Source organism: Streptomyces sp. NBC_00576, from assembly GCF_036345175.1.
Classification (GTDB): Bacteria; Actinomycetota; Actinomycetes; order Streptomycetales; family Streptomycetaceae; genus Streptomyces.
The window spans coordinates 1,802,975-1,815,515 of sequence record NZ_CP107780.1; the positions used below are offsets into that span (position 1 = coordinate 1,802,975).

At 70.8% G+C, this 12,541-nt stretch carries 9 protein-coding genes; 3 read left to right on the forward strand and 6 right to left on the reverse strand.

Translation table 11 applies throughout. The features are described 5' to 3' along the window. Positions 1 to 29: 29 nt before the first annotated feature. Entirely contained in the window at positions 30 to 1,844 is a 1,815-nt protein-coding gene (locus OG734_RS07690) for a thiamine pyrophosphate-requiring protein (protein WP_330286716.1), read from the reverse strand. 177 nt (positions 1,845 to 2,021) lie between these two features. Here OG734_RS07690 and OG734_RS07695 point away from each other — a divergent pair, with 177 nt between their 5' ends. The 3 genes from OG734_RS07695 to OG734_RS07705 all read left to right on the forward strand — a co-directional run bounded on the left by OG734_RS07695 (position 2,022) and on the right by OG734_RS07705 (position 4,541). Next, positions 2,022 to 2,585, forward strand: coding sequence for a hemerythrin domain-containing protein (locus OG734_RS07695; protein WP_330286717.1), 564 nt, complete (start codon positions 2,022 to 2,024; stop codon positions 2,583 to 2,585). Between the two features lie 206 nt (positions 2,586 to 2,791). Further along, positions 2,792 to 3,418: a cysteine hydrolase family protein gene (locus OG734_RS07700; protein ID WP_443064838.1), complete on the forward strand. Its 627-nt coding sequence runs from the start codon at positions 2,792 to 2,794 to the stop codon at positions 3,416 to 3,418. 100 nt (positions 3,419 to 3,518) lie between these two features. Further along, positions 3,519 to 4,541, forward strand: a complete 1,023-nt coding sequence (locus OG734_RS07705; RefSeq protein WP_330286719.1) for an SDR family oxidoreductase — start codon at positions 3,519 to 3,521, stop codon at positions 4,539 to 4,541. Positions 4,542 to 4,685: 144 nt separating this feature from the next. Here OG734_RS07705 and OG734_RS07710 read toward each other — a convergent pair whose 3' ends face one another. The 5 genes from OG734_RS07710 to OG734_RS07730 all read right to left on the reverse strand — a co-directional run bounded on the left by OG734_RS07710 (position 4,686) and on the right by OG734_RS07730 (position 12,514). Continuing rightward, complete coding sequence (locus tag OG734_RS07710) at positions 4,686 to 5,606, reverse strand: hypothetical protein (protein WP_330286720.1); 921 nt, start codon at positions 5,604 to 5,606, stop codon at positions 4,686 to 4,688. 235 nt (positions 5,607 to 5,841) lie between these two features. Further along, positions 5,842 to 6,567: a class I SAM-dependent methyltransferase gene (locus OG734_RS07715; protein WP_330286721.1), complete on the reverse strand. Its 726-nt coding sequence runs from the start codon at positions 6,565 to 6,567 to the stop codon at positions 5,842 to 5,844. A 203-nt stretch (positions 6,568 to 6,770) separates the two neighbouring features. Next, entirely contained in the window at positions 6,771 to 9,260 is a 2,490-nt protein-coding gene (locus OG734_RS07720) for an ATP-binding SpoIIE family protein phosphatase (protein ID WP_330286722.1), read from the reverse strand. A 197-nt stretch (positions 9,261 to 9,457) separates the two neighbouring features. Beyond that, on the reverse strand, positions 9,458 to 11,881 hold the full coding sequence (locus tag OG734_RS07725; protein ID WP_330286723.1) for an MFS transporter: 2,424 nt from the start codon (positions 11,879 to 11,881) through the stop codon (positions 9,458 to 9,460). 189 nt (positions 11,882 to 12,070) lie between these two features. Continuing rightward, on the reverse strand, positions 12,071 to 12,514 hold the full coding sequence (locus OG734_RS07730; RefSeq protein WP_330286724.1) for an SRPBCC family protein: 444 nt from the start codon (positions 12,512 to 12,514) through the stop codon (positions 12,071 to 12,073). Positions 12,515 to 12,541 lie beyond the last annotated feature (27 nt).

Genomic DNA, 12,541 nt, shown 5'->3' on the forward strand with positions numbered 1-12,541 from the left:
TCCACGATCCGGCCGACCGTCACTCCTCCTCACCCCGTGCCGGGCCGGTCCTCGCGGTGACGGTGACCCGGCAGCATTTCCTGGACCTTGGCCTTGAAGCCCTGCCGGACCATGGCGGCGCGGTCGCTGTCGCCCTTCAGGACGGAGGCGGCCGCCGCCTCGATCTGGTCCAGGGAGGCGTGCGGCGGGATCGGCGGCACGGCCGGGTCGGTGCGGAAGTCCAGCACGCAGGGTCGGTCGGCCGCCAGGGCCGCCTCCCAGGCGCTGCGCACGTCCCCGGGCTTGTCCACCCGCAGCCCGTCCAGACCCAGCGAGCGGGCGAAGTCGGCGTAGGCGACATCGGGAAGGGCCTGCGAGGGCAGGAACTGCGGGGCGCCGGACATGGCGCGCATCTCCCAGGTGACCTGGTTGAGGTCCTGGTTGTTGAGAACGGCCACCACCAGACGCGGATCGGCCCACTGCTCCCAGTACTTGGCCACGGTGATCAGCTCGGCCAGCCCGTTCATCTGCATCGCCCCGTCACCCACCAGTGCGATCGCCGGCCGGTCTCCGTGCGCGAACTTGGCGCCGATCACATACGGAACACCGGGACCCATGGTGGCGAGCGTGCCGGACAGCGAACCCCGCATGTCGCCGCGCAGCCGCAGATGGCGGGCGTACCAGTTGGCGGCCGAGCCGGAGTCGGCGGCCAGGATCACGTCGTCGGGCAGCAGGTCGTTCAGCGCGTGGACCACGTACTCGGGGTTGATCGGGTCGGCGTCCACCGCGGCGCGCCGCTCCATGACCTCCCACCAGCGGGCGGTGTTCTTCTCGATCTTCTTGCGCCAGTCGTGGTCACCGGCTGGTCGCAGGTGCGGCAGCAGCCGGCGCAGCGTCTCACGGGCGTCGCCCACGAGGTTGATCTCGAACGGATAGCGCAGACCGACCATGTGCGGATCGATGTCGATCTGCACAGCCCGCGCCTGGCCGAACTCGGGCAGGAACTGGGTGTAGGGGAAGCTGGATCCGATCACCAGCAGGGTGTCGCAGTCCCGCATCAGCTCGTACGACGGGCGGGTGCCCAGCAGTCCGATCGAGCCGGTGACGTACGGCAGGTCGTCGTCGAGGGCGTCCTTGCCCAGCAGGGCCTTGGCGACTCCGGCACCGAGCCGGTCGGCGACCTCCATGACCTCCTGGCGGGCTCCCCGGGCGCCCTGTCCGATGAGGACGGCGACCTTCTCGCCCGCGTTGAGCAGTTCGGCGGCGCGCTCGATGTCGGGGCCGGCGGGCACCGGCGCGGACCAGGCCATGCCGAGGCTGGAGGGCACCATCTTGAAGGCGTGCTCCGGCGGGGAGTAGTCGAGTTCCTGCACGTCCGCGGGGAGGATGACTGCCGTCACCGAGCGGCGGGCGAGGGCGGTGCGCATCGCGCGGTCCAGCACGTTCGGCAGCTGCTCGGGCACGGTGACCATCTCGCAGAAGTCCGAGGCGACGTCCTTGTACAGACTGAGCAGGTCGACCTCCTGCTGGTACGAGCCGCCCATCGCACTGCGGTTGGTCTGCCCGACGATGGCGACCACGGGCACATGGTCGAGCTTGGCGTCGTACAGCCCGTTGAGCAGGTGGATCGCCCCCGGCCCCGAGGTGGCCGCGCACACCCCGACCCGGCCGGAGAACTTGGCGTAGCCGACCGCTTCGAAGGCAGACATCTCCTCGTGCCTGGACTGGACGAACTGCGGCCTGTTGTCGGCACGGCCCCATGCGGCGAGCAGTCCGTTGATGCCGTCGCCCGGGTACGCGAAGACGTGCTCCACCTCCCACGCGCGCAGCCGCTCCAGGACGTGGTCGGAGACCTTCATCGACATGGTGATGACCTTTCGATGCTTTCGCTGTGTACGTCCGGCCCGGGTACCCGGTTCGCACGACCCCGCACGTGCTGTCCGCAGGGCCGTCCATTCCGTGTCAGCCGACCGTTCTCGGGCACTCGTGGCACTGCCGACGGATCTGTCCGGACCGTCGCGCCACGACCGGAGGTGAAGGGCATGGGACACGGTGGAAATGTGATCGACGAGCTGAAGGCCGACCACCGGGAGGTCGAGGAGTTCTTCGCGAAGATCGAGGCACTGCCCCCCGGTGACAAGAACCGCAAGGTGTACGCCGAACAGGCCACCATGGAGCTGGTCCGGCACTCCGTGGCGGAGGAGGAATACCTCTACCCTGCGGTCCGCGCGCACGTGGCGGGCGGGAACGAGCTGGCCGACAAGGAGATCGAGGAGCACTCGCAGGCTGAGCGGATCATGAAGGATCTGGAGAGCCGCGAGGCGGACAACCCCGAATTCGATCAGCTGATCACCTCACTCATGAGCGACGTCCGGGCGCACATCACCGACGAGGAGGAGAACCTCTTCCCGAGGCTGCGCGCCTCGTGTCCCGGCGATGCGCTGGACGATCTGGGCGACAAGGTCCGCCGGGCGAAGAAAACGGCCCCGACCCGCCCCCACCCCTCCGCCCCGGACGAGCCGCCGGCCAACAAACTGCTGGCGCCGGGAGTCGGCATGATCGACCGGCTGCACGACGCTCTCACCGGGCGGGGCAAGTCCGGCTGAGGCGCCCACGGCACCAGGCACCAGGCACCGACGCGGTTGAAGATCCGGTACGCCGGGTACCCGGAGCGCGTTCCCGCGCGGCAGGGCCGGGTACCCGGAGCGCGTTCCCGCGCGGCAGGACTGTCCACCAGGGAGGCGTGATGGCCGGTTTCGAATTCCTCCTCTCCCACGCGGAGCTGCCGCAGCCGTGCCGCTGAGGGCACCGGATGGTGGTGGGAGCCGTGTACGGGTCCGGAGAGGCTACGGGCAGTGCCCTCGTGGTGATCGACATGATCAACACGTACGACCACGAGGACGCCGAGCTGCTGTTGTCGTCCGCCCGGCGAGTCGTGCCCGTCCTCGCGGAACTGATCGGCCGGGCTCGTGCAGCGGACGTACCGGTCGTCTACGCGAACGACAACTTCGGGCTCTGGCGCTCCCACCACGGAGAGCTCATGGAGACCGCGCTGTCGCGTCCGCACGCCGACCTGATCGAACCGATCCGGCCCGACGACGACTCGCTCTTCGTGATGAAGGCGCGCCACTCCGTCTTCTACGAGACTCCCATGGCCTATCTCCTGTGGCAGCTGGGCGCCGGACATGTGGTGCTCAGCGGCCAGGTCACCGAGCAGTGCGTCCTCTACTCCGCCCTGGACGCCCACATCCGCCACCTGGAGGTCACCGTGCCGAGGGACGCCGTCGCCTCCATTCACCCGCGTCTCGCGGCCGCGGCCCTGGACATGATGGAACGCAACATGGGCGCCCGGATCGTCACGGCGAAGGAAGTCGATTTCCCGGACACCGGCGGCCCGGTGTCGGACGGACAACCGGACCGGCCCGGAGGCCGACGATGAGCGAGCCCGTTCATACGACGCCCCGGACCGGGGACCCCCGGTGCGGGGCATCACCCTCTGGCTCAGAACCCGCCGACCACGCACACCGGAGGAACAGACCATGCCCGAAGTCGTTGTCATCACCGGAGCCAGCGCGGGCATCGGCCGTGCCACAGCCAGGCTCTACGCTCGCCGCGGCGCGAGCATCGCGCTGATCGCACGAGGCCGCGACGGGCTGGAGGCGGCGGCGAAGGAGGTCGCGGACCTCGGCGGGCGCGCCCTCGTCCAGCAGGCCGACACCGCCGAAGCCCGGCAGATCGAGGCCGCCGCCGAAGCCACCGAGCGGGCCCTCGGCCCCATCGACGTCTGGATCAACTGCGCCTTCACCAGCGTGTTCGCACCCTTCGCCGAGATCGGGCCGAACGAGTACGAGCGGGTCACGAAAGTCGCCTACCTAGGGTTCGTCAACGGCACGCGGGCAGCGCTCGCCCGGATGCTGCCGCGCGACCGCGGCACCATCGTCCAGGTCGGCTCCGCACTCGGCGAGCGGGCCATCCCACTCCAGTCCGCCTACTGCGGCGCCAAGCACGCCATCAACGGGTTCTCCTCGTCCGTACGCCTCGAACTGCTCCACCGCGGCAGCCATGTGCACATCACGATCGCCCAGCTGCCCGCGGTCAACACCCCGCAGTTCTCCTGGGTCCGCTCCCGGCTCCCCCGGCATCCACAGCCGGTACCGCCGATCTACCAGCCCGAGGTCGCCGCACGCGGCATCCTGCACGCCGCCGACCATCCGAAACGCAAACAGCGCTACATCGGGGCCGGCACCACGGCGACGATCTGGGCCAACCGCCTCGCCCCGGCCCTCCTCGACCGCTACCTCGCCCGCACGGGCTTCGACTCCCAACAGACCGACGGTGTGGCCCCGACCGGCTCCGGGAACCTGTTCGCACCGGCCGACGAACCGCCGGGCAGCGATCACGGAGCTCACGGCGTCTTCGACGACAGGGCGCATCCCCACTCCGGTCAGGCCGCCCTCGCCCGACACCCCGTGGCCACCGCTCTCACCACGGCAACGGGCCTGGCGGCCGCCGCCGTCGGCATACGGCGCCACCTCACGGGTGCTCGTGAGGCGCCGCGCTGAACCCGCCGCAGGGCGCACTCACGGATCTCCTCACCGAACCGTTCAGCAGTCGGGGCCCACGGCGACAGCCCCGCCTCCCTGCGGAGACGGGGCTGTCGGTCAGGCTGTCGCGCTACGGGACGACGGTGGTCCCTGTGCTCCCGGTCAGGAGCGGCGGGCGCGCCGGGCCAGCAGGAGCGCTCCCGCCCCGAGGGCGACCACCACGGCCGCCGCACCGGCGATCGGGCCGACAGGCGCGCCGGCGCCGGTCTCCGCCAGCGGCGGGGTGCTCTCGCTGGGCGTGGGCTCCGGGGTGGTGGGCGGCGTCGACTCCGCCGGGGGCACGTCCGGGGTGGTGGGCGGCGTGGTGGAGGTGTCGGGGGTGGTCGGCGGGGTCGTCTCCTCGACCGGCGGCTCGCTGCCCGCGGGGGTCGTGGGGGTCGCCGGCGTGGTCGGTGTTGCCGGGGTGCTCGGCGCCGGCTCCGACGGAGTGGGGGCGGGCGGCTCGGAGGCGCCGGTCTCGCACTCCTTGTCGCCGCCGTTCCAGGCCGCTATGAGGTGGTAGGGGGTGACCACGTTGTCGGGCTTGTAGGGGGCGGGGCCGTGGCCTTCGCCCGTCTGGCCGTCGTACGTGATGTCGTCGCCGTACAGGTCGATCTGCCCGTAGCACTCCGGGGACTTCACGCTCAGCTTCTGCCAGGCGTAGTCCGCGCCGCCGGCATCGGCCACGTCGGCCGAGGTGAGGTAGACGGTGTCCTTGTCGACCAGGGTCTGGTGGCCGGAGGTGTTCCAGTCCGGGCCCTCGGTCGTGTACTCGGCCAGGGACACGGGGTACTTGCAGCCTTCCCCGACGTTCTGGTCCGGGGCCAGCCGCACCTCGACGGCGCCGGGAGCGCTGTCCCAGGCGTGGAACCCGCCCTGCGAGGTCCAGTCGCCGCCGGCGATGCGGTACTGGACGGTGGCGGTCTGGCACGCCCCGCCCGTGGTCGCACTCGCCGTGCCCGCCCCGAGTACGGGTGCGGCAGCGGCGGCGAAAGCGGTTGCGGCGAGGACAGCCAGAGTTCTGGACTGTTGCGAACGCGACAAAATGAGCCTCTGTGGATCGAGATGTGCGGGAGGTGTGGGGGTGCCAGTGACCGGCGCGGGCGGACACCACGAAGGCATGCGCAACCAGGTCACTCGCGTCACTTCACTCGCTTCAGGCCCAGCGAAGTGATCCGCATTCTCGCCACGTTTCGCGACTCCCGTCAATCCTGCACGAGTTCCTCACATTCCAAGTTGGTCACGGCGGTCGGCGTCGCGCCCCCGGCCGCCGTGGTCCTCACCGCTGCTGCGCCACCACGACCCACTTCGAGGGCAGCACGATGCGGGTGCCCTCCGGCGTGTACTCCGTTGTGGTGAGCGGGAGTTCGCCGCTCGCAAGGACCTCGAGGCCCGCCGCGCCCAGATACACGGGCACCGCCGAGTCCGCCACCTCGCCGGGTGCGATGCCGTGCTGGAGAACCGGGCGCAACTTGGGCGGCGGCCCGTCGGGGCTCTGGGCGAGGCCCATGAGGATGGGGCGCGCGTCCTGCGACAGCTCGACCAGGAAGGCCCGGCCGCGCTGACCGATCAGGGTCGCGATGCCGTCGACGAGGCTCTGCCGGTCGTCGGCGTCGCACTGGTGGAGCACCCCGCGCATGTACACGTTGGTGTCGCCGAGCTTTTTGTGCAGTTCCTCGACCTCGGTCTTCTCGGCGCAGTCGAGCAGTTCGTACTCGGCAGCACCCTCCGGGTCGGCCTGGCGGGCGCGCTCGAGTGCCGCGGGCGAGATGTCCGCGCCGACGACCCGGGTGAAACGGTCCGTGAGGAACCGGGTCTGGGTGCCGTTGCCGCAGCCCAGGTCCAGCAGTGGCAACTCGAAGTCCGCGAGGTGCGGTTCGTAGACGGCGAGGTGGAGCCCGGCGGTCAGCATGGGCTCCGAGTCCCAGAAGACGGCCCCCGGGCCGTGGGGGGCCTCGCGCCAGAAGCCCTCCCAGGACTCCCTGTACCGACTCGTCACGCTCATGCCCAACTCCCCAGGGTGCGACGGCTGCCCGTCCGAGGTGACGGGCCAGTTCGGTCTATCGCGCCCCGGTTACGCCCACAAGCGCACCGTGCATACCTTCACGGCTCGTTCGAGAGGTGTACGCCGGTGTGCGCCTCGCACGCCTCCCCGGCCCCGCGGCAACATCAATCCAAGCACAGGGCACTGACGTCGACGGCGGAGCGTCAGCGCCGGCGCGGCAGCGTGAGTTCGAACCACACGGTCTTGCCCGTGCCCGTACGGCTTGCGCCCCACTCCCTGGCCAGCGTGCTCACCACGCGCAGCCCACGCCCGACCTCGGCCGTGGGCTCGGTGCTGAGCAGCGTGGGCAGGGTGTGATCGTCGTCGTCGACCTCGCACAGCAGTGTCTCGCCGCGCACGAGCCGCAGTTCGAGCGGGCGTCCGTGCGAGTGCCGTACGGCATTGGTGACGAGTTCGCTGACCAGCAGCTCGGCGCTGTCCACCAGCCGCGCCAGGCCCCAGTCGTGGAGTTGTTCGCGGACCACGGCGCGAGCCCGGCCTACCTCGGCCGGGTCGGGGGCGAGCCGCCATTCTGCGACGTCGTCCGGTTCGATGCCGCCCAGCCGGGTCATCAGCAGCGCCACGTCGTCCTTGCGGCCCCCGCGACCCGCCTTCGAAAAGGTCACAGCGAGGGCGCGGATGATCGTGTCGCACGCGTCGTCCATGGAGGCGGCCGGGTGGGCGGCGGACTCGCAGAGCGTCGCCAGGCCCACGCCGATATCCTCCCCGCGGACCTCCACCAGGCCGTCGGTGCACATGACGAGCCGGTCGCCGGGCTCCACGCGCACGCGTACCGCCTCGAAGGGCACTCCGCCGACGCCGATGGGCGCGCCGGTGGGCAGGTCGAGCAGCTCGCTCCGGCCGTCCTGCGCACGGACCAGCACGGGCGGGATATGGCCCGCGTTGGCGATGTGCAGCTCGCCCGCGATCGGGTCGTAGACGGCGTAGAGGCAGGTCGCGAGGTAGGTGTCGCCGAGGCGCTGAGCGAGGTCGTCCAGGTTGCGCAGGAGCTGGGCGGGCGGCAGGTCGAGGGCGGCCATGGTCTGGACGGCCGTCCGCAACTGGCCCATCATCGCGGCCGAGTTGAGGCCGTGCCCCATGACGTCGCCGACGACGAGGGCGGTGCGGGCGCCGGGCAGTTTCACGGAGTCGAACCAGTCGCCCCCGACCCGGCCCAGCAGTGTGCCGGGCAGATAGCGGGTGGCGATGTCGCAGCCGGCCATGCGCGGCGGGATGTGCGGCAGCATGCTGTCCTGGAGGGTCTCGGCGACGCTCTCCTGGTAGGTGTACATGCGCGCGTTGTCGAGCACGAGGCCCGCGCGGGCCGCCAGTTCGGCGCCGGTGACGCGATCCATGTCGTTGAACTCGACGCGCTCGGGGTGACGCAGCAGGATCATGAAGCCGAGGACGACGTTGCGTGCCTTCAGCGGTACGACCAGCATGGAGCGGCCCGTGATCAGCGGCCGGATGTCACGCTTCTCGAACTGCGAGGCGATCATGTGCCCCATCTGTTCGCTGATGCGCGGCACGAGGACGGGCTGACCGCTGGTCATGCACTGGAAGAACGGGGTCTGCGCCGGGAACGGCATGGCCTCGCCGACCGGTACGACGTCGTCCCAGCGGCCCGGTTCGTCGGTGTGCTCAAGGGCGACGCGGTGCCACATCGTCGTCGTGTCGGGCACGCCCTCGGGGAACCCCTCACCGGCGACGACCTGTTCGCGCAGATAGGTGCCCGCCACGTCCGTGAAGCGGGGTACGACGGCCTTGCTGACCTCGATGATCGTGCGGGACAGGTCGAGCGAGGTGCCGATACGCCCGCTGACCTCGTTGAGGAACTCCAACCGTTCGCGTACGGCCGCGTATTCGAGGTCCTCGACATCGTCCTGGAGGTCCTCGGGCAGAGGCTCGCCGGCCTGTACCGCCCGGGCCGCCCGCTCCCGGCGGGCCTTGCGCTCGGCACGCCGGGGCACGCCCCAGTCGGGGGTGACCGGGACCAGGTCGTTCTGGCTGAACTCCAGGACGGGATAGCCCAGTTCGAGGACCTGGGCGACGATGCGGGCACTCTCCCCGACGCTCATGCTGGGCAGGATCTCGGGGAGCCTGCGGGCGAGTTCGTCGGCGCCGGGGAAGTCCGTGTGCAGGGCGAATCCGGGCGCGATGCGCTCGACGGCGACGTCGTCGTCCTCCTGGCGCAGTACGTCGGCGTCGGCGGCCAGCACGACGAGGCGCTCATGTCCGGGGCCCACGAGAGGATAGGCCCACCAGAGCACGTCGATGCGGTCGCCGTCACGCCCGGGCACCGCGAGACGCGCGCGGCCCGCGGCCCGGTAGGCGAATCGGCCGTCGAGGGAGGACTCCAGGTCGGGTCCCAGGCCGTCGTAGACCCCGTACACCCCGTACGGGGTGATGTCGTCGGCGTCGGCGTCGGGGAGGGCTCCGGAGACGGGCAGCAGGTCGACGGCGGGCTGACCGAGGGCTTCCTCCTTGGAGGCGCCGAACAGGCGGCGCGCACCCTGGCTCCAGTGCGAGACCAGGCCTTCGCGGTCGACGACGACCACGGCCAGCGGGATACGGCCCGCCGCGGCGTGCTCCGCCGACGCGCTCTCCCCAGCTCCGCGGCTGGGAGGTGCGCCCGTCTCGGTGCCACCGTCCATGGCGCAGGCCCCTTCTTCCCACGGCTCCGCAAGATCTGTGCCGTCGTCACCACCGTACGACTCCGGTCCGTCGCGATGTGTGGCAATCCGGTAATTGGTCTTGGCCGGTCCACTCCGGCGCGCGGACGCGCGCCCCACGCGCCTGTACGGCCGTACCGACCGGCCGGTCGGCCCGATGCCGGCCCCGTACCCGGAGGTCAGTCGTCGTGCCCGAGCTGGAGGTCGCGTTCCGTACGGCGGCCGCCGGCCACCTGGAGGACGGTGGCGACCGGCGGGTAACCGGAGGCGATGACCGTGTATTCGCCGGATGCCAGGTCGACGAACCGGAACGTTCCGTCGGCCGGGGTGGTGAGCGTGTTGACGACGTTGCCGGCCGGGTCGAGCAGCGTCACGCGCGCGTCCTCGACCGGCCTGCCGCCGTCCGCCCGCACGGTGCCCTTCAGGACGGCGCCGCCCGCGAGTTCGACGTCCTGGCGGGTCTCCCGGGACGCCTTCACGGCGACGGGGAGCGCGGCCGGGCGGAACGCGGGAGCGCCGACGGCGAGGGTGTACTCACCGGCCATCAGCTCGGTGACGACATACCCGCCCTCGTGTCCGCTGCGGGTGGTCGCGACGACCTCGCCGTGCACATTGGTGAGCGTGACGGTGGCGTCCGGGACGGGAGTGCCGTCCGCGGTCCGTACCCGGCCCGCCAGGCGCCCCGCACCACCGAGGACGAGGTCCAGTTCGACGGGTCGCTCGCCGACGGTCACGGAGACCGCCTGCGGCTGGTGGCCGCCCGCCGCGGCGATCAGGACGTACGTGCCCGAGCCGGGCGTGGACAGCGCGTACCGCCCGTCCTCGGCGCTGGCGCCGCGCCCGATCTGCGTTCCCGTGACGTCGATGAGCGTGAGCGCCGCGCGCGGTACGACGGTCCCGTCCGGGTGCTGGACGGTGCCGCACACCGGGATCCCGTCGGTGTGCGGCAAGCGGAGCGAGACGGGGGTCCCCCCGCCCGAAGCGTGAGGGAGGGGCCGCGGAATCGCCAGGGTGGTCGAGGGGCCCGCGGGGTCGAGGTCGGCGGGGGCGGTGTGGTGGGACACCAGGGGTTTCTCCTTGAGGAAGCAGGCGATGAGCAGGCCGAGGACCAGTACCGGCACGAGGTACAGGAAGATGCGCGGCATGGCGTCGGCGTACGCCCTGATGTAGCTGTCGCGCAGCGCGGGGGGAAGCGCGTGCACGAGCTGCGGGCTGATCGAGTCGGGGTCGGGGAGAGGGGCACCCGCGCGCGTGGGGAGGCTGTCGCGCAGGGACTCGGCGAGCCGGTTCGCGAAGAGGGTGCCGAAGATCGCGGCGCCGACGCTGCCGCCGATCTGCCGGAAGTAGTTGCTGGCGCTGGTCGCGGTGCCGAGGTCGGTGGGGCGCACGGAGTTCTGTACGGCGAGGACCAGGACCGGCATCACCATGCCGATACCGGCGCCGAGGACGGCCATCCAGAGGCTGTAGTGCAGCCGGGGCGTGTCCACTTCGAGGCGGGACAGCAGCCACATGCCGAGGACGGCCAGGGCGCTGCCGAGGACCGGCCAGACCTTGTAGCGGCCGGTGTGGCTGATGAGCTGCCCGGAGACGATCGAAGCGCCGACGATGCCGGCCATCATGGGCAGCATCAGCAGACCGGACTCGGTGGCGGTGGCGCCGTCGACCATCTGGAGGAACGTCGGCAGGTAGCTGGCAGCCCCGAACAGCGCCACTCCGATCACCAGGCCCACCAGACCGGTGACGTTGAAGACGGAGTCCCTGAACAGCCGCAGGGGGATGAGGGGTTCGGGCGCGAAACGCTCGGCGACGAGGAAGAGCCCGGTGGCCACGACCGCTCCGGCGCCGAGCCCGAGGATCTCGCGCGAGCCCCACGGGTACTCGGTGCCGCCCCAACTGGTCAGCAGCACCAGGCAGGTCGAGGCCACGGCGAGCAACAGCGCCCCGAGGAGATCGAGACGGGCCTTGGCCGTGGGCTTCGGCAGCTTCAGTACGACGGTGACGACGGCCAGCGTCAGCAGCCCGAACGGCACGTTGAACCAGAAGCACCACCGCCAGGAGAGATGGTCGGTGAAGTAGCCGCCCAGGAGGGGTCCGGCCACTGACGCGAGGCCGAACGCGGCGCCGATCAGGCCCATGAACCGCCCACGTTCGCGCGGCGGCACGATGTCCGCGATGATCGCCTGCACGCCGATCATCAACCCGCCCGCGCCGACGCCCTGGAGGGCGCGGAAGGCGATGAGCTGGTCCATGGTCTGCGACCGGCCGGCCAGCGCCGAGCCGACGACGAAGACGACGATCGCGAACTGGAAGACGCCCTTGCGGCCGAGCAGATCGCCGAGTTTGCCGTAGATCGGCAGTCCGACGGTGGCGGTGAGCAGATACGCGGTGATCGCCCAGGACATCTTGTCCAGGCCGTGCAGCTCTCCGACGATCTTCGGGAGGGCGGTGGCGACGATCATCTGCTCCAGGGCAGCGAGCAGCAGTGCGAGCATGAGGCCGAAGAACACCAACCGCACCTGGCGCGGGCCGAGTTGCGGGGGCTCCGGCGGGGGTGGAGCGAGCGCGGTCGCCGGTTCGTCCTGCACCAGAGTGATCCCGCCCACGTACCGCTCCCCTCGTCGCACCTACCGCACAATTCCCGCTTTGGGCGACAACTGTGAGCAAGCGCGACGAGTTACGGCGTACCGGCGCGCTGGAAAGAGATCCACTCGAACCGGTGAGGGGCACAACGGCGGGAGCCAACGCCCCTCAAGAGGTTGCTCCTTGGACTGCTCCTTGGACTGTTCCTTGGGCTACTTCTCCACCTCGGTGGCGAGCTTGTCGAGGAGTCCGTCGTAGATGCGGGCGAGACCCTTGGGGGCGAAGGTCCGCTCGAAGAAGCCACCGATGCCGCCGGCGCCGTCCCAGACGCTGGTGACGACGATCCGTGACTTGCCCTCGCCGGCGGGGGTGACGCGCCAGGTGGTGACCATCGAGGAGTTGCGGTCCTTCTCGACGAGTTCGCCGTCGGTGGGCTCGCTGACCTCCAGGAGGCAGTCCCTGACGCGCTTGCTGGTGGCCTGGAGCTTCCAGTGGACGAGGGTGCCCTCGCCGTCGCCGCCCTCACGCACCTCGTACTCGCTGAACTGCTCGGGCATCACCTTCGCACGCGTGCCGCTGTATTCGGCGAGGGCGTCGAACACCGTCTCCGCGTCCGCCGCGACGATGCGCTCCGTGGTGGCCTCGACCTGCGCCATTGCGTTCCTCCAGCAGCTGGTTCTTCG